Annotated in this window: 10 protein-coding genes and 2 pseudogenes; 9 read left to right on the top strand and 3 right to left on the bottom strand. The window is 69.4% G+C overall.

Annotation, left to right across the window (positions count from 1 at the left end):
* Nucleotides 1–22 precede the first annotated feature (22 nt).
* Complete coding sequence (locus ACSJD1_RS08105) at nt 23–2,275, top strand: beta-galactosidase (protein ID WP_438854805.1); 2,253 nt, start codon at nt 23–25, stop codon at nt 2,273–2,275.
* Between the two features lie 19 nt (nt 2,276–2,294).
* On the opposite strand, the gene ACSJD1_RS08100 is transcribed toward ACSJD1_RS08105, so the two are convergent.
* A complete protein-coding gene (locus tag ACSJD1_RS08100) occupies nt 2,295–3,185 on the bottom strand; it encodes an AraC family transcriptional regulator (protein WP_353816213.1) in 891 nt (296 codons plus the stop codon).
* Between the two features lie 127 nt (nt 3,186–3,312).
* Here ACSJD1_RS08100 and ACSJD1_RS08095 point away from each other — a divergent pair, with 127 nt between their 5' ends.
* From ACSJD1_RS08095 to ACSJD1_RS08070, 6 genes are all read left to right on the top strand, one after another.
* A complete protein-coding gene (locus tag ACSJD1_RS08095) occupies nt 3,313–6,291 on the top strand; it encodes a DUF5107 domain-containing protein (protein ID WP_438854804.1) in 2,979 nt (992 codons plus the stop codon).
* A 3-nt stretch (nt 6,292–6,294) separates the two neighbouring features.
* Nucleotides 6,295–7,230 carry an aldose 1-epimerase family protein gene (locus ACSJD1_RS08090; protein WP_438854803.1) on the top strand — a complete coding sequence of 312 codons (936 nt, stop codon included), beginning with the start codon at nt 6,295–6,297 and terminating at the stop codon, nt 7,228–7,230.
* 336 nt (nt 7,231–7,566) lie between these two features.
* Nucleotides 7,567–8,886: an ABC transporter substrate-binding protein gene (locus ACSJD1_RS08085; protein WP_353816210.1), complete on the top strand. Its 1,320-nt coding sequence runs from the start codon at nt 7,567–7,569 to the stop codon at nt 8,884–8,886.
* Nucleotides 8,883–9,857, top strand: coding sequence for a carbohydrate ABC transporter permease (locus ACSJD1_RS08080; protein ID WP_353816209.1), 975 nt, complete (start codon nt 8,883–8,885; stop codon nt 9,855–9,857). Before ACSJD1_RS08085 ends, ACSJD1_RS08080 begins: the two co-directional genes overlap by 4 nt.
* A 10-nt stretch (nt 9,858–9,867) precedes the next feature.
* Complete coding sequence (locus ACSJD1_RS08075; protein ID WP_438854802.1) at nt 9,868–10,794, top strand: carbohydrate ABC transporter permease; 927 nt, start codon at nt 9,868–9,870, stop codon at nt 10,792–10,794.
* On the top strand, nt 10,791–12,557 hold the full coding sequence (locus ACSJD1_RS08070) for an ABC transporter ATP-binding protein (protein ID WP_438854801.1): 1,767 nt from the start codon (nt 10,791–10,793) through the stop codon (nt 12,555–12,557). Before ACSJD1_RS08075 ends, ACSJD1_RS08070 begins: the two co-directional genes overlap by 4 nt.
* A gap of 122 nt (nt 12,558–12,679) precedes the next feature.
* On the opposite strand, the pseudogene ACSJD1_RS08065 reads toward ACSJD1_RS08070, so the two are convergent.
* A pseudogene (locus tag ACSJD1_RS08065) lies at nt 12,680–13,015 on the bottom strand (pyridoxamine 5'-phosphate oxidase family protein); the annotation flags it as partial.
* Between the two features lie 76 nt (nt 13,016–13,091).
* Between ACSJD1_RS08065 and ACSJD1_RS08060 the strand changes: the two are divergent.
* Together ACSJD1_RS08060 and ACSJD1_RS08055 are read left to right on the top strand one after the other, a co-directional pair.
* Nucleotides 13,092–13,769, top strand: coding sequence for an SDR family oxidoreductase (locus ACSJD1_RS08060; RefSeq protein ID WP_438854800.1), 678 nt, complete (start codon nt 13,092–13,094; stop codon nt 13,767–13,769).
* A gap of 166 nt (nt 13,770–13,935) precedes the next feature.
* Entirely contained in the window at nt 13,936–16,236 is a 2,301-nt protein-coding gene (locus tag ACSJD1_RS08055; RefSeq protein ID WP_438854799.1) for a transglycosylase domain-containing protein, read from the top strand.
* 106 nt (nt 16,237–16,342) lie between these two features.
* Here ACSJD1_RS08055 and ACSJD1_RS08050 read toward each other — a convergent pair.
* Nucleotides 16,343–17,507, bottom strand: a pseudogene (locus ACSJD1_RS08050) (hypothetical protein); the annotation flags it as partial.

The following is a 17,507-nucleotide window of genomic DNA, read 5'->3' as shown; positions in this document are numbered from 1 at the left end:
CGAGATGGGAGACGACGATGACGTGCGCCCTCGCATTCAGCTCACCACTCGGTACGTGACCGTCGACGGCACGCCGTGGATCCCGGTGATGGGGGAGTACCACTTCAGCCGCGATCTCCCCGAGCGTTGGGAGACCGAACTGCGGAAGATGAAGTCCGGCGGCATCAACGTCGTCGCGACCTATCTCATCTGGATCCTCCACGAGGAGATCGAAGGCCGGATCCGCTGGGACGGTCATCGCGACATCCGTCGCTTCATCGAGACCGCGGATCGCGTCGGCCTGAAGGTCATGATCCGAATCGGGCCGTGGGCGCACGGCGAGGGGCGCAACGGCGGATTCCCCGACTGGCTGCAGAACCTTCCGATCACGCACCGCTCCAACGACCCCGGCTACCTCGACCTCGCACGCCGGTGGTACTCCGCGATCGAGGAGCAGGTGCGCGGTCTGTTCCACTCGGCGGACAACCCCGACGGCCCGATCGTCGGGATCCAGGTCGACAACGAGTTGTACGACAACGGCCCCCACCTCGCGACCCTCCGCAGCATCGCCGAGGCCACCGGCATGAAGGCCAGCCTCTGGACTGCCACCGGCTGGGGCGGCGCGGAGCTGCCGCGGGGACGCGTGCTGCCCGTGTACGCCGGATACTCCGACGGCTTCTGGGAGGAGTCCGACACCGGCTGGCCCGCCTTCGGCGTGATGCACTTCACGTACAACACCGTTCGCGACGACCTCACCGTCGGCGCCGACCTTCGCGACGCGCCGGTCGAGGTGGATTCGGCGGCCAGTCTCGGAGCCGACGATCCGTGGCCGTTCGTCACCTGCGAGCTCGGTGGCGGGATGGCGATCGCCTACCACCGCCGCCCGCTGGTCGACTCCGACGACATCGCCGCACTCGCGCTCACGAAGGTCGGAAGCGGATCGGCGTGGCAGGGGTACTACATGTACCACGGCGGTCACCAGGTGATCGGCGAGCTGTCGACCACGCAGGAGTCGCACGAGACCGGATACCCGAACGACATGCCGGTCCGCGACTACGACTTCTTCGCACCGCTGGGCGCGGAGGGAACCGAACGCCCGCACTTCCACAAGCTGCGGCAGCAGCACCTCATGCTCGACGCCTTCGGCGACGCCCTCGCGACCGGTGCGACGACGATCCCCGAAGCCGCGCCCGGCGCCCCCCGATGGGCGGTGCGCGGCGACGGTGAGCGTGGGTTCCTGTTCGCGAACAACCACCAACCGGCGATCGCCGCGCTGCCGGCCGTCGCCGATGTGCAGTTCATGGTCGACTTCGACGACGCGACGGTCACCGTTCCGAGTGCGCCGTTCGCACTCGAATCGGGCACCTACTTCGCATGGCCGCTCCGTCAGCGGTTCGGTACGGTCGAAGCGGTCACGGCCACGGCGCAGCCGATCACCGAGATCGTCACGCCGGCCGGGCCGGTCGTCCTGTTCGCCGCGACCGCAGGCGTCCCCGTGGAGCTGCAGATCGACGGCGTTGACGAGTCGGACATCTCCGGCGGCGATGCATCGAGCGTCGGAGGTCGCGTCGTCGTCACCCCGCACGGCGTGCCCGGACTGGACTGCCGCGTGCGCATCGGAGACACCACGCTCGTCTTCCTCGATGCGCCGACCGCGGAAGCGGTGTGGCGCGGGGCGGTGGGCGGACGCGACACCGTCGTCATCTGGCACGGCAGCGGCTGGTTCGACGACGAAGGATTCCGCGTCGAGCTGCCCGAGGCGGATGCCGAACTCGTCACGATCCCCGCGATCGCCGGCACGGAATCCGAGGTGGGCGACCCCGTCTTCGCACGGTACGACGTCGCCGCCGGCACCGACAGGATCGAGCTCGAAGCCCCGGCCTTCTCCGAGACGCCGCTCGTTCCGGTCCGGCGCGCGGGTTCGTCGCAGCGGTTCTCGGCACCCACCGACGACGACTTCGCTGCGCTGGCCGCTGTCGAGATCCGCGTTCGCGACACCGATCTCGGCGGTGCGGAGCACGCGATCCTCGAGCTCGACTGGACCGGAGATGTCATCCGGGCCTACATCGACGGCGAGCTCATCGCCGACCAGTTCTGGTACGGCCGTACCTTCGAGATCGACCTCGCGCCGCACCGAGCGGCGCTGGCCGAGCATCCGCTCGAGCTCAAGGCCTTCGCATGGTCCCCGAGCACCGGCGTGTACGTCGACCCTCGGGTGCGTCCCGCCGTCACCGAACCGACGCTCGAGATCCGCTCCGCGACGTTGCGCACCATCCGGACTCGTACCTTCGCGTAGTGCGTCGTGCCGGGCCCTCCTACCCCTTGTGGTGGGCCCGGTACGTCGTCGGATTGACGCCGTGGACGCGGCGGAAGTGGCGAGAGAAGTACAGCGGATCGGCATACCCGACGGCTGCCGCGACCTCGGCGACCGTCAGGTTGGTCGTGTCCAGCAGCGACCGCGCCCGCGCCATCTTGAGCGACGTGTGGAACGCTCCCGGCCCACCCCCGGTCGCCTGGCGGAAGAGCGCGCTCAGGTGAGACGGCGACATCCCCACGATCGACGCGAGCTCGGCCACCTGGATGCTCCCGTCCACGCGCGCTTCCAGATACCTCATCGCCCGCTCCAGCGGCGACCCGTCCGCAGGAAGCACGCTGTCGGCGGCGATGCGGGTCAGGAGGTTCCACGCCACGCCCGACGCCGCCAGCAACTGTGCCGGGGACAGACGGCGCTCCATCAGCGACACCAGCTCGTCGAAGAGTGCGATCACGCGATCAAGCGACCTCAGCCGGACCATCGGCTGCCCGTTTCCGAGCAGCGTCCCGGTCAGTTCGGCGGCGTCCGTGCCCCGAACGTGCAACCACCAGATCGTCCATGGATCCTCGAACGACGCTTGGTACTCGTGCGGGCGGTGCGCGGGGATCGCCAGGCACGATCCCGGCGAGAGCGCATGACTGTCCGACCCCATCCGGACGGTGCCCGCGCCCGCGACGCAGAGGATCACGATCGTCTCGTTCGCACCCCTGCTGCGCACCCGACGGTGCCCACTCGCCGCCGGGAAGTAGCCCGCATCGGTCACCATCAGCCGACGCGTCACCGGACGGTCCAGCGCCGCTTCGACCTGTGGGCGGGGGATGACGCAGAGCCGCTGGTGCTCGAACCCGTCCATCCGATAGTGCGGCGGGGTGTGCGTCAGTGTTTCGTCCATGATCATCCTCGATCTCACCATACTCAGGCGTGGCGACCCCGTCTAACTTCGAAGTGGGCCTGCCTGTCGCCCTCGTACCGAGAACCACTCCCCGCAGCGCGGGCCGATACTCCACTGGAGGTCAGCGATGACCGCTGAACCGACTCACTCCGACGTCCTGGACGTCGCCGTCGACGCATCCGCGCCCGAGGCCGACGACAAGCTCGAACTGCCGGAGGCGCCGGCGGACCTCCAGGCGGTCATCGCCGCAGGTGGGGCCGTGGCGTGGAGCGAGCCGATGACCATCCGCACGTACGAGGCGGGGGAGCCGAGCCCTTACCCGATGTACCTCGACCACCGCGTCTACCAGGGCTCCAGCGGAAAGGTCTATCCGATCCCGTTCACGGAGAACGTGGCCGACGAGGCAGTGCTCCGGGACTGGCGAGCGATCCACCTCGAGAACGCCTACGTGCGCCTGGTCGTGCTCCCCGAACTCGGCGGGCGCATCCACATCGGCTACGACAAGACCACCGGCTACGACTTCTTCTACCGCAACAACGTCATCAAGCCCGCACTGGTGGGGCTCGCCGGCCCCTGGATCAGCGGCGGCGTCGAGTTCAACTGGCCGCAGCACCACCGTCCCGCGACCTACCTCCCCGTCGAGACCTCGATCGAGTACGGCGACGACGGCACGGTGACCGTCTGGTGCCACGACCACGACCCGTTCGCCCGCATGTCCGCACAGCACGGGGTGCGACTCCGCCCGAACAGCTCGGTGGTCGAGCTCGCGGTGCGCCTCCACAACCGCACGGAGGAACGCCAGACCTTCCTCTGGTGGGCGAATGTCGCCGCGCGGGTGCACGACGACTACCAGTCGTTCTTCCCCGAGGATGTCCGCTACGTCGCCGACCACGCCAGACGCGCGCTGACCGCGTTCCCTGAAGCCGATCGCCCGTACTACGGGGTGGACTACCCGGCGCTCGCGGCCCAGAAGCCCGGCGCGGACCGCATCGACTTCTACCGCAACATCCCGGTGCCGACCTCGTACATGATCGTCGACTCGCAGCAGGACTTCTTCGGCGGCTACGACCACGCTGCGGGGGCGGGATTCGTCCACTGGGCCGAGCGCCGCGTCTCGCCCGGGAAGAAGCAGTGGACGTGGGGCGATGCCCCGTTCGGGCACGCCTGGGATGCCCAGCTCACCGACTCGGACGGTCCGTACGTCGAACTCATGGCGGGCGTCTACACCGACAACCAGCCCGACTTCAGCTGGCTGCTTCCGGGTGAGACCAAGGTCTTCACCCAGTACTGGTACCCCATCCCTGCGATCGGCGCCGCCCACCAGGCCACGCCGGACGCCGCGGTGCATGTCGAGCGCGACGGAGGCGTGTCCGCCACGTTCGCGGTGACCGCCCCGCAGGCAGCTGCGGTGCTGCGGATCCTCCGGGATGGTGAGGTCATCGCCTCGCGCACGCAGGACCTCCTCCCGGGCATCCCGGCCGCGCTCGACGCCGCCGTCGTCGAGGACGGAACGGTCACCGCCGAGCTGGTCGACCAGGACGGTCGGCTGCTCGTCCGCTGGACGCCGACCGTCGCCGACGACGAGGAGCCATGGGTCGCGGAAGAGCCTCCGCTGCCTGAGGCGATCGAATCGGTGGAGGAGCTCTACCTCACAGGGCTCCACCTCGATCAATACCGCCACCCGACGCGCTCGCCCCTCCCGTACTGGAACGCGGCACTGCAGCGCGATCCGGGAGACGTTCGCACGAACCTCGCCCTCGCCGACCGGGACTACCGGGCGGGGCGCTACCAGCGGGCCGTCGAGCGCACGAACCTCGCCCTCGCCAGGCTCACCCGCCGCAACGCGAACCCGCAGGACGCCGAGGCCTTCTACCTGCTCGGCCTGGCGCTGCGGCGTCTCGGCCGCGTCATCGAGGCTGAGCAGGCCTTCGGGAAGGCGGGATGGGACGGCACCTGGGCGCCCGCAGCCGGACTCGCCCTGGCGCAATCCCTCAGCCGTCGCGGTCAGAACCGAGCCGCGCTGCGAGTCCTTGACACCCTCGACGGCGTGGTCGGCCACGACACCCGCCGAACCGCCCTGCGCGCGATCCTCCTGGAACGAGTCGGCCGTGGCGAAGAGGCTACGGCGCTCGTCGGCGACGCGCTCACCGTCGACCCGCTCGACGCCACGCTGCGGCATCTGGCCGGGGCCGATGTCGCGGCCGAGGCAGGGCTGCTCATCGACATCGCGCTCGACCTCCGCGACGCCGGTGACCTGTCCGGTGCCCTCGGGGTCCTCGCGCGCGCGCAGACCGCGCCGATCACCCCGACTGGGAATGCGCGTCCGATCGCGCACTACCTCGCTGCGCAGGTGCTCGACGAACTCGGCCGAGACGCGGATGCGTCGCGAGAGCGTGATCTCGCACGCCGCGCGGATCAGACCTGGGCGTTCCCGCACGGACTCGACGCCTTCGACGCGCTCGACGCCGCGCTGCGAGCGGAACCGGGGGACGCGACCGCGCACGCCCTCATCGGCATGCTGCTCTATGCGCACGGGCGTCGCGTCGAAGCCAGCGAACACTGGAACACGGCCATCGACGCTGGGAACACGGACGCCGTCCTGCTCCGCAACGCGGCGTTGGCGGCGTACAACATCGAGCACGACGATGACGCCGCCTGGGCTCGATACGCTCGAGCGGCCGAGGTCGCGCCACACGATCCGCGCATCCGCTACGAGCAAGACCAACTCGCCATCCGGCTCGGACACTCGACCTCGGACCGACTGGCGCGGTTGCGTCCGATCGAGTCTCTCGTCCTGACCCGAGATGACTTCACGATCGAGTACGTCCGCCTCCTCGTGGCCGAAGGCGACGCCGGCACTGCCTACCAGATCCTCGTCACCCGGCCGTTCCACCCCTGGGAGGGTGGGGAAGGACAGGCCATCGCGGCGTGGGACGCGACCCTCACGGCGAACGGACTCCCGCTCACCGACCCGCCCGCCTCGCTCGGCGAGGCTCGGGCTCAGTACGTGGCGCCGGTGGCGCGCCGCGACGACGGTGTTACCGACTACTTCGCCACGAGCCTCCCCGAGCTGCTGCTGTTCTCTCGCGAGAACGGCGACGACTGACCCATGTCGCTCGACCCCCTGTCCGGCGCGCAGCACACGCTGCGCGCCGGATACTACGTAGCGCACATCGCCGGCGTCGGAGCGTCGCTGCGGTCGCTGACGTACCGCGGACGCGACCTCGTCGTACCGTTCGGGGCCGATGAGCTCCGGCCCGCGATGCGCGGCGCGATCCTCGCCCCGTGGCCCAACCGCACCGCCGACGGCCGCTATCGCATCGCCGGGCAGGACCACCAGCTCGCCGTCAACGAGATCGACACGAACTGCGCAGCGCACGGACTCGCTGCCTGGCTCCGCTTCGACGCGATCCGGCAGAGCCTCAACGCCGTCACCTTGCGCGGGTGGATCGAGCCGCAACCCGGTTACCCATGGCGCGTGCGACTCGACGCGACCTACTCGATCGGCACGGATGGCCTGCTCCTCGAAGTCGAAGCGACCAATGAGAGTGCGACGCACGCCCCGTTCGGTATCGGCATCCACCCGTACCTGCTCGCCGGCGATGCGAAGCGGAGGGCGGTCGACCGGTGGACGCTGCAGACATCCGCCGCGGAGGTCCTGCTCACGGACGCGCGCTTGCTCCCCACGGAGCTCGTGCCGGTCGATGAGCATCGTGATGGCGTCTACGACTTCCGCGAGGGGCGGATGATCGAGGAGACGATCCTGAACCACGCGTTCACCGGGCTGGCTCGCGACCGGAACGGGGTTGCTCGAGCCTGCCTCACCGCTCCGGACGGCACGGGGACCGAGATCACGTGGGACGAATCCTGCGACTGGGTCCAGATCTACACCGCGGACGAGTCCATCGGCGCTGACCGGCGTCACGCCGTCGCCGTCGAGCCTCAGAGCTGCCCGCCGGATGCGCTCAACTCCGGTCGCGACCTGCTCACGATCGCCCCGGACGAGTCGATGCGATTCGCCTGGCGCGTGCGCGGACTCGGCTGACCGATGGCAGGACGACCGAATCTTGCGTCTCCCGTCATCGTCCATGCAGGAGGTTCAACGCCGAGCCCCGCCAGCTCGCCGAAACGTGGCGAGATCCGCAACATCGTCCGTTATCGCTTCGTGATCGAGAGGTCATTCGCGGGTGAGCGGCACTCGTGAAGTGGGTCGCAGACGCCATCGTTTCATCCATGAATCCCGTTCGATCGGCCATCGTGAGGTCGTCGGGAGCAGACGTACTCTTGTGGCACGCTCGACGCAGAGCCCGGAAACATCCGGTCCGCTCAGCGTCGGGGGAAGCCAGACATGAACCCGGATCCCGGAAGAAAGGCGACAGAGATGTCCCGACACACAGCCCCCGCCAAGAGGGGACTTGTCGCGCTCGCCGCGCTGACCGTTCCTGCTCTGATGCTCGCGGGGTGCACCGCCGCTGAGGACGGCGGGGCCGACGGCGTCACCACCGTCACGGTGATGTACCAGAGCAACGAGTTCACGCCTGAGATGATCGAGGCGTTCGAAGCGGACAACCCCGACATCACGATCGACTTCATCGAGTTCGATCAGACCCGCCTGAACGCCTCGCTCACTGCCGGAGATCCGCCCGACCTCGTGCGCGGCTCGCCGAACCCGAACCTGTTCGCGAAGGGCCTCGCGACATCCCTCGACGACTACGTCGCGGGCAGCGAGGTCATCAGCGAGGACGATCTCCTGCCGGTCAACGACCTCTGGCGATGGGACGGGAGCACGAGCGGCGAGGGCGACCTGTACGGCGTCATCAAGGATTGGAGCGCCGACACCTCCCTCTGGCAGAACACGGCGCTGTTCGAATCCGCGGGCGTCGAGCCGCTCAGCACCACGGAGGTCTCCGACTGGGACACCGTCCTCGACAAGGCCGAGGAACTCAAGGCCGCGGGTGTGGAGTACCCGCTGGGGCTCGAGTGGCAGTGGGGCACGACCACGCTGTTCACGACGATGATCGCGCAGCAGGGTGGCGAGATCTACAACGACGATCTCACCGCGGTCGACTTCGATACGCCCGAAGCGGAGCGCGCCATGCAGTGGCTGGTGGACTACGGCACGAGTGGCGTCGGCGTCACGAGCCTCAACCCCCTGCCGGACGGCCAGGACGGGCCGGCCTTCCAGTCAGGGCGCATGGCGATGACGATGACCGGCTACTGGATGGGCGGCATGCTCGTCGGAGACGAAGGCGCTGCCGTGCGCGACACCGCTCAGCTCGTGCCGACGCCCACCTTCGGTGAGCGCATCGCATCGGTCGCCGGCGGCGTGGGGGGCTGGATCCCGAGCGCTTCCGACTCGAAGGACCAGGCATGGCGAGTGCTGGAGTACTTCATGGGCGGCGAGCCGGCCGTCGAGCGCTCCGAGAGCGGCTGGGGCCTGCCCGCGCTCGAGTCGCTCTGGGGAAACCTGCCTTCGGAGTACCCCTTCCAGGTCGAGGCTGCCGAGACCGCGAAGCTCGAGGCTGACGCCGTCACGACCCTGCCCACCTCGCCCTACATGGACGGTGCCGTGTTCGTCAGCGCCCTCGACCGCGAGTCGGTCGCGGCCATCAAGGGCGAGAAGACCGTGAAGCAGGCACTCGCCGACCTGGAGGCGGAGCTGAACGACACCCTCGCCCAGGGCAAGGACCAGCTCGGATGACCAGCCGTTCCACGGCGACGTCGGTCGCGGTCGCGGGCAGCAATGCCCGCGGCCGCGGGTGGCGGCGCTATCGCACCTCCACGTTCTACCTGTTCGCCTCTCCATGGATCTTCGGATTCGTCCTGCTCACCATCGTTCCGATCGGATTCGCTCTCGGGACGAGCTTCACGAACTACGACGGCCAGTCGCCGATCTGGCGCTTCGTCGGCCTGCGCAACTACATCGAGATCTTCACCTCCGACCCCGAGATCTGGGCGAGCCTGTTGCGTACCTTGGCGTACGTCATCATCGCCGTTCCACTGAGCGTCGGAGGAGGACTGTTCCTCGCCGTCCTGGTCAACCGGCGGATCCGGGCGCGCGGTGTCGTCCGCGCCATCTTCTTCGTGCCGTCCGTCGTGCCCATCGTCGCGGTGGCGATCATGTGGCGACTCATCTTCAACCGCGATGCCGGCCTCCTCAACGGGATCCTCGAGTTCTTCGGCGGCCCTGATCAGACGACGTGGCTCGCAGATCCGTACGCGTTCTACGCCCTCATCGTAATGACCCTCTGGGGCCTCGGCGGCGGAATGATCGTGATCCTCGCGTCTCTTCAGGACGTCCCCGTCGAACTCGAAGAAGCCGCGAAGATCGATGGCGCGAGTTCGTGGCGTGTGTTCCGCAGCATCACCATCCCGATGATCTCGCCGATCCTGTACTTCCAGGTCATCACCGGCATCATCGCGTCGCTCCAGGTCCTGGTGCAGCCCATGCTCCTGGCCGAGACCAACAACCTCTCCACGGCGTCGAACATCCCGCAGAGCACGACGCTCTACATGGTCCAGGTGTACAAGGAGTTCTTCCTGTACAACCGCTTCGGCTACGGCACCGCGATGCTCTGGGTCTTCTTCGTCTTCGTCCTCGGGCTCACGCTCATCCTCCAGCGTCTGAGCAAGCGTTTCGTCTTCTATCAGGTCGCCGTCGACCAGGATTGAGAGCAGCACCATGTCGACCACGGTCAACTCAGCCGTCGGGGCGATCACTCCGCCCCTCGTGGACGAGAGTCCGACGACCGCCCCCCGTCGCCCGCGCCGACGCTACGACCCGTCGGCGAACCGAGCCGGTATCGGCGTGTACGCCGCGGTGGTCATCGCGGCCGCACTCTTCCTCGTGCCGTTCCTCTACATCGTGCTGGTCGCGCTCGCGACGCCGGCGCAGGTCTCCGGCGGAGCCTTCTCGCTGCTGCAGTTCGACCCGCAGTGGCAGAACTTCGTCGAGGCGGTCACGCGGATCAATTGGCTCCACTACGCCAAGAACTCGCTCTTCCTCTCAGTCATCGTGTCCGTGCTCACCACGTTCAGCAGCGCACTGGTCGGTTTCGCCTTCGCGCGCTTGCGGGGCCGGGGGAAGAACACCCTGTTCACGATCATCCTCGCCACGATGATGATCCCGTCGATCGCGACCCTGATCCCGACCTACATCCTCTTCGCGCGCCTCGGCCTGGTGAACACGTACTGGCCGTGGGTGCTGTGGGGCATCGCCGGCACCCCGTACCTGATCTTCCTGTTCCGGCAGTTCTTCACGGCGATCCCGCTCGAGCTCGAGGACGCTGCCATCATGGACGGCGCGGGCTGGTGGCGGATCTTCTGGCGGGTCTTCCTCCCCCTGTCGCGACCCATGATCCTCACGTCGCTCATCCTGACGTTCACGTGGACGTGGGGCGACTACCTCGCGCCCGCACTCCTCCTCAACTACAACAACACCACGCTCGCCGTCGCGACTTCGATCGGATACCTCGACCCCCGCGGATCCGGCATCATCACGCTCCAGTCGGCCGGTGCCCTGATCTACATCCTGCCCGTCATCGTGATCTTCCTCTTCACCCAGCGCTACTTCATGGGCTCGGGCATCAGCTCCGGCGTCAAGGGATGAGTCGAGAAGCGAGCCCCGCTGAGACCCTGACACTCGACCCCGGGCGCCCGCTGCGTTCCCTGCTCGGATTGCTGCGCCCGTACCGGGCCCGGCTCGTCGGGATCTCCGCCATCTTCATCGTCAAGGACAGCCCGCTGTGGCTCCTGCCGGTCATCACCGCGGCGGCGATCGACTACGTCGTCGCCGGCGGTCCCCTGTCAGCCCTCGGGGTGTTGGGGATCATCGCGGCTGCGCTGCTCCTGCAGGTCTACCCGACGCACATCCTCTTCACCCGGGCCTACATGGGCATCGTTCGGCGGATCGCCGTGACCCTGCGCAATGCCGTCGTCGCGCGACTTCAGACGGTCTCCATCGGGTACTTCGGACGCACCAGCGCCGCGGTGATGCAGAGCAAGGTGGTGCGTGATGTGGAGAACATCGAACTGATGTTCGGCCAGATCGGCAACCCGCTCGGGTCCGCGATCGTGGTCTTCCTCGGTGCGATCACGATGACCGCGCTCTCAGTGCCGCAGTTCCTCCCGGTGTACGCGTTGACCATCCCCCTCGGGGTCGGGGTGTGGGCACTCCTTCGCAAGAGGTCGCATCGCCGCAACGAGGACTTCCGCATCGAGATGGAGCAGTACTCGCGGGCCGTGGGCGACATGGCCGTGCTGATGCCGATCACCCGCGCCCACGGGCTCGAGCAGGACTCCTTCACCCGTGTCGCGCAGCGCGCTGAAGGGGTCCGCAGCCGCGGGCTGAGCCTCGACATGGTGAACGGCCACTTCGGCGCGCTGAGCTGGGTGCTGATGCAGTTGCTCGCGATCGGCTGCCTGCTCGGTGCCGGTGCCCTCTCGGTCTCCGGGGCGGTCGACATCACGCCGGGAGAGGTGGTGTTGCTGGGCACGTACTTCACCACCCTGACCGGCACGGTGATGACCGTCCTCAGCTTCATGCCGATCATCGCCCGAGGCAGGGAGTCCATCCGATCCATCGCAGAGGTGATCTGCGAGCCCGACCTGGAGCAGAACGAAGGCAAGCGGCAGGTGCCGGACATCGAGGCGGGCTTCCGATTCGAGGACGTCACCGTCCGGTACGGCGACGAACACCCTGCGCTCTCCGGCGTGTCGTTGACGATCGCTCCCGGCGAGACGATCGCGTTCGTCGGAGCGTCCGGGTCGGGGAAGTCGACGATGATGAACGTGGCTCTCGGCTTCGTGCGCCCGTCCTCCGGTCGAGTCCTGCTCGACGGAGCCGACATGAGCACCCTCGACCTGCGATCGGTGCGGCGGCGGGTCTCGGTCGTCCCGCAGGACTCGGTCCTGTTCGAGGGATCCATCCGGGACAACATCACCTACGGACTCGATCCGGTCTCCGACGAGCGGGTGCGGGTCGCCATTGCACGGGCCAACGCGGAAGAGATCATCGACGCGCTGCCGCAGGGTTGGCACACGACGGTCGGACAGCGCGGTGCGCGGCTGTCCGGCGGCCAGCGGCAGCGGATCTCGATCGCGCGGGCGCTCATCCGCGACCCGCGACTGCTCATCCTCGACGAGGCCACGAGCGCACTCGACGTCGAATCGGAGCGCAAGGTCCAGGAAGCGCTCGAGCGGCTCATGGTCGGTCGGACCACCTTGGTGGTCGCGCACCGGCTGTCGACGATCCGCAAGGCGGATCGGATCGTGGTGCTCGACCGCGGTCGGATCGTGGAGATCGGCTCGCACGACGAGCTGGTCGCGCGGACGGGACGGTACCGCGAGCTCTGGGAGATGCAAGCCCTGTAGGCGTCTCGCCGGATGCCTGATCGATCGAGCGAACCTCCGCGGCCTGCCGAGGAGCGGCGAGTCGGAGCCTCATCAGAAACCGATCGGCGTGTGCGCGGAGCGCATCGTCTCACACGTGGCGGTCAGCCGGCGCGCATCCCGGTGGATCCCAGTACTCGCTCCACGGTCAGCTCGAGCACGATCCGATTCGGGTTCGGGCGCGGATGCCGGTAGCGGGCCGCGTAGAGCTCCACGGCGAGCGCCACGGATTCCGCGTCGGCGAGCACTCGGACGGGCCCTTCGAAGCTGAGCCATCTCGCACGGTCGACGGTGTTGACGCTCGCCCTGCCGTTCCGTTCGGCGTTGAGGAACTTCTGCGAACCTCGACTCCCGATCACGCGGACGATCCCGTCGAGGTAGGTGATGCCGACCGGAACCGAGTGGATGCGGCCGTCCCGGCCGAGGGTCGAGAGCGTCGCGAGGTGAGTCGATCGGGCTCCGGCGGACCACGGCGAGCGGGGAACAGGTGCGCGGGGCCCGCGCTAGCGTGAACGGATGGACCTCCAGCTCACCGGTCGTGTCGTGCTCGTCGTCGGCGGCGGCGGCTTCATCGGATCGGCGATCGCGCGCCGGGCCCGGGAGGAGGGCGCGACCGTCGTCGTCGCGTCGAGGACGCCGGGCGACGGGATCGTCCTCGACGCCCGCGACGACGACTCGGTGAACGGCGCGATCGCGGGAATCGTCGATCGGTACGGTCGACTCGACGCCGTCGTCGTGACCGCGGCGCCGCCGGCCCACACGCTGGACCCCGCTCGCAGCGGCGACCCGGCGCAGGTCGCCCGGGCCGTCGACGCGAAGTCGCTCGCATTCCTGCGTGTCGCGAACGCGGCGATGCCGGTGATGACCGCCGCGGGCTACGGCCGGATCGTCGGCGTGAGCGGGCAGAACGCGTTCCTCACCGGCAACATCACGGGCTCCGTGCGGAACGCGGCGTTGAACGTGATCGCGAAGAACCTCGCCGATGCGGCCGCCGGAACGGGAGTGACGGTGAACACGGTCAATCCCGGGCTGGTGAGGCCGGAGCCGTCCGTCGCCGTCGAGGTCGGCGCGGGCGGCGAGTCGTCGCCCACCCAGATCGCGGACCTCGTCGGCTTCCTCATCTCCCCGCTGTCAGCGATCTCGGGCGAGACGATCGCCGTCGGCCATCGCGTTCGCGGGGTGATCTCGGGCTAGCGGCTCGGGCGGCACGCCCGGCGTTGCTTTACAAGGGCCGATCCCTGAGGTTCGATGGAAGGCGAGGCCGCGGAGGACCGGAACCCTGCATCCGGTCCCGCGATGGGGACGGCCTCGGAAGGTCGGGGTTGGTTCGATGATGTACGGCGACACGCACGATCGCGCGGTGACCCGACCGCGCACGTTCGGCGGTGTCCTCGGCGGCCTGCTCGGCCTCGTCGCGGTCAGCGCGGCCGCGGCGCTGCTCGTCGCCGCCGCGGTGACGCCCGCGATCGCCACCGCGGGAGTCGCGGCATCCGGCACCATCTCGCTCTTCGAGAACCTGCCGAGCTACCTCAAGATCGGCGACCTGTCGGTCAAGAGCAACATCTACGCCACCCAGCCCGACGGCAAGCAGCGGCTGCTCGCGTCGTTCTACGACCAGAACCGCGTCGAAGTGGACTGGGACGAGGTGAGCCAGTACGTCAAGGACGCGGCCATCGCCGGCGAGGACCCCCGGTTCTACGAGCACAACGGCGTGGACCTCCAGGGCACGATGCGAGCGGCGGTGACGACGGCGAGCGGCCGCGAGACGCAGGGCGGGTCGTCGATCGCCCAGCAGTACGTCAAGAACGTGCGCGTGCAGGAATGCGAGCGGGCGGCCGCCGACGAGACCGAACGCGACGGATGCTACGACGCCGTCACCGAGACCTCGATCGATCGCAAGCTCAAGGAGATGCGTCTCGCGATCGGGGTCGAGAAGCGCTACACCAAGAGCCAGATCCTGCTCGGCTACCTGAACATCGCCGGATTCGGCGGAACCGTCTACGGCATCGAGGCCGCCGCGAACTACTACTACGGCACGACGGCGGCGAACGTGACGCTCGCGCAGGCGGCATCGCTCGTCGCGATCGTCAACAACCCGTCGAAGTTCCGGCTCGATCAGCCGGGGAACGAGGTCAACGGCGCCGCCGACGGGTACGCCGAGAACCACGGGCGGCGTGACTACATCCTCGAGAGCATGCTCGCCGAGTCGAAGATCACGCAGGCCGAGTTCGACGAGGCGATCGCGACCCCCGTGGAGCCGAAGATCACCGAACCGAGCACCGGGTGCCAGACCGCCGGGGGCAGCGCCTGGTTCTGCGACTACGTCAAGCACATCCTGCAGAACGACCCGGTCTTCGGCGAGGACGAGGCATCCCGCCTGCTCAACTTCCGTCGCGGCGGGTACAACGTCTACACCACGATCGACCTCGACCTGCAGGCCGCTGCGGAACGCGCGATCGCCGCGCACGTTCCCGCGACGTATCCCGGGTGGGATGTGGGCGGCGTGATCTCCACCGTCGAGGTCGGCACCGGCCGAGTGCTCGCGATGGCGCAGAACCGGGCGTACAGCCAGGACCCGCAGGTGCTCGCGCAGGGTCCGCAGTTCACGAGCATCAACTACAACACCGACTTCGACTACGGCGGGTCCCGTGGTTTCCAGCCGGGATCCTCCTACAAGGTGTTCACGCTGGCCGAGTGGCTGAAGGAGGGTCACGGGCTCGCCGAGCGCGTCGACTCCCGCCCGAAGAGCAACTGGGGCGTGTTCCGCGACAGCTGCCTCGGACCGCACTTCGCGGGCGACTGGAATCCCCGCAACGACGCGAACGAGTCGGGCGGCAACTACAGCGCGCTCGAATCGACCATCGGATCGATCAACACCGGGTTCATCGGCATGGCCAAGGAGCTCGACCTCTGCGGCATCCGCCAGACCGCCGAGGCGTTCGGCGTACATCGTGCGGACGGGAACGTGCTCGTGCAGGGGCCGTCGTCGGTGATCGGCACGAACGAGGTCGCACCGCTGTCGATGGCGGTGGCGTTCGCGGGCATCGCGAACAACGGCAAGACGTGCTCGCCGATCGCGATCGACCGGATCACGGGTCGTGACGGTGAGGAGATCCCGCCGCCGAAGTCGACCTGCACGCAGGCGGTGCCCGAGCCCGTCGCCGCGGCGATGCACACGGCCATGGGCATGGTGATGACCCAGGGCACCGCGGTCGCCTCCCAGGCCGCGACGGTTCCGAGCGTTCCGCTGATCGGCAAGACGGGAACGACCGACGGCGCGAAGGACACCTGGATGGTGGGCGCGAGCACGAAGGTCGCCACCGCGGCCGCCGTGGTGAGCGTCAACGGCGACGCGAACCAGCGCGGCATCTGGTTCGCCACCGGTCAGGCCGCCACGGCGCGTCACCGGATGTGGCCCGAGGTGATGTCCGCGGCCGCGGCGAAGTTCGGCGGGGGCGACTTCACGCAGGCCGGGCTCGGCCCGGTGGCGGGACCGGGATCGTCCCCCGACGGGCGCTACGTCGAGCCGGACCCGCCGGCGCCCTCCGATGAACCGTCGCAGCCCACCGGTACGGGCGGCGGCGGCAACGACGGTCCGGGCAACGGCAACGGCAACGGCAACGGGAACGGGAACGGCAACGGCGGCGGCCCGGGCGGCTGACCGGAGATGTGACCTCGGGCGTGTGAGGCCGGGACCGGCCGAGGTCCGGCCGGCCCGGGACTGCCGGAGGGCACGGCGCGCGATGCGCGCCGTGCCCTCCGTCGTGTCAGGCCGAGGCCGGCGCCATCCGCGCGTGCCGCAACCGGTGCACGAACCACGCGGCCAGCGCCGTCAGGGTCAGGGCTCCGAAGACGACCAGCCATGGCAGGAGCGCGCCGGGGGAGACGCCCTGGGTGCCGGCGGCGAGCTCCGCCGAACCCGCGGCGAGCCGGCCGTTGCCGTCACGCAGGTCGCCGGCGCCCGAGGCGAGCGTCTCGGCGCCGATCGCGAGCTCGATCGAGCCGTCGGCGAGAGTCCGGGTCCCGGCGGCGAGCTCGGCGGAGCCGGTCGCGAGCTCGTCGAGTCCGGTCGACAGGTCCGTCGCCCCCTGGGCCAGCGAGCCGTTGCCTGCAGCGAGACCGCCGGCGCCGGACGAGAGCCGCTGCGCACCGGCGGCGAGCTCCGCCGTGCCGGCGGCGAGCCGCCCGGTGCCCGCGACGAGCTCGTCGACCTTGACATCGAGCGTCGAGGTGCCGCCACGAAGCGACGCGGCGCCGGCGCTGAGGCGAGCGGCGCCGTCGGCGAGCTCGGCGGACTTCGCACTCAGCGTGCCCGCGCTCGACGCGGCGAGGTCGAGGTTGCCGTCGAGCGCGGCGGCCCCGGCGGCGAGCTCGCCGGACCTGGCCGCGGCGACGTCGAGCTTCGCGGCCAGCGCCTGCGTGCCCGCGGAGGTCGACTGCGCGCCGGCCGACACCGCGGCCGCGCCGGTCGATACGGCGCCGGCGGAACCGGCGAGCTGCTGCGCGGCTTGGGCGAGCGCGAGCGCGTTCTCGACCGTCGCCTGGTCGGCGCCTCCGTCGACGAGCGCCTGGTGGAATGCGCTCAGCTGCTGCGCGAGCGACGCGCTGCCCGCGGCGAGGCCGGCGGTGCCGTCGGCGACGCCCTTCGCGCCCGCGGCGACCCCGCCGGTGCCGGATACGAGAAGCGGCACGCCCTGTGGGCCGACGGCGTCGGCGAGACCCGCGGCGAGCGCGGCGGCGCCGCCTTCCACGAGGTCGCCGCCGTCGGCGAGCGCGGCGACGCCGCCGGCCAGCCGGGAGGCGCCGTCCGCCAGGCGAGCCGCACCGTCGGCCGCGCTTCCCGCGCCGGTCGCCAGCTCGCCGGCGCCCGCGTTCGCGCGGCTGATCCCGTCGGAGAGGGCGCTCGACCCGCTCGCGGCCCGAGCGGCGCCC

It is taken from the genome of Agromyces excoecariae, assembly GCF_051715505.1.
GTDB lineage: Bacteria > Actinomycetota > Actinomycetes > Actinomycetales > Microbacteriaceae > Agromyces.
This window is presented reverse-complemented; position numbering and strand designations above follow the sequence as displayed.

Bases quoted from the DNA above. Each gene is read 5' to 3' on its own strand.
- ACSJD1_RS08100 (WP_353816213.1), bottom strand. From the start codon at position 3,185: ATGGACGAAACACTGACGCACACCCCGCCGCACTATCGGATGGACGGG.
- ACSJD1_RS08095 (WP_438854804.1), top strand. From the start codon at position 3,313: ATGACCGCTGAACCGACTCACTCCGACGTCCTGGACGTCGCCGTCGAC.
- ACSJD1_RS08090 (WP_438854803.1), top strand. From the start codon at position 6,295: ATGTCGCTCGACCCCCTGTCCGGCGCGCAGCACACGCTGCGCGCCGGA.
- ACSJD1_RS08085 (WP_353816210.1), top strand. From the start codon at position 7,567: ATGTCCCGACACACAGCCCCCGCCAAGAGGGGACTTGTCGCGCTCGCC.
- ACSJD1_RS08080 (WP_353816209.1), top strand. From the start codon at position 8,883: ATGACCAGCCGTTCCACGGCGACGTCGGTCGCGGTCGCGGGCAGCAAT.
- ACSJD1_RS08075 (WP_438854802.1), top strand. From the start codon at position 9,868: ATGTCGACCACGGTCAACTCAGCCGTCGGGGCGATCACTCCGCCCCTC.
- ACSJD1_RS08070 (WP_438854801.1), top strand. From the start codon at position 10,791: ATGAGTCGAGAAGCGAGCCCCGCTGAGACCCTGACACTCGACCCCGGG.
- ACSJD1_RS08060 (WP_438854800.1), top strand. From the start codon at position 13,092: ATGGACCTCCAGCTCACCGGTCGTGTCGTGCTCGTCGTCGGCGGCGGC.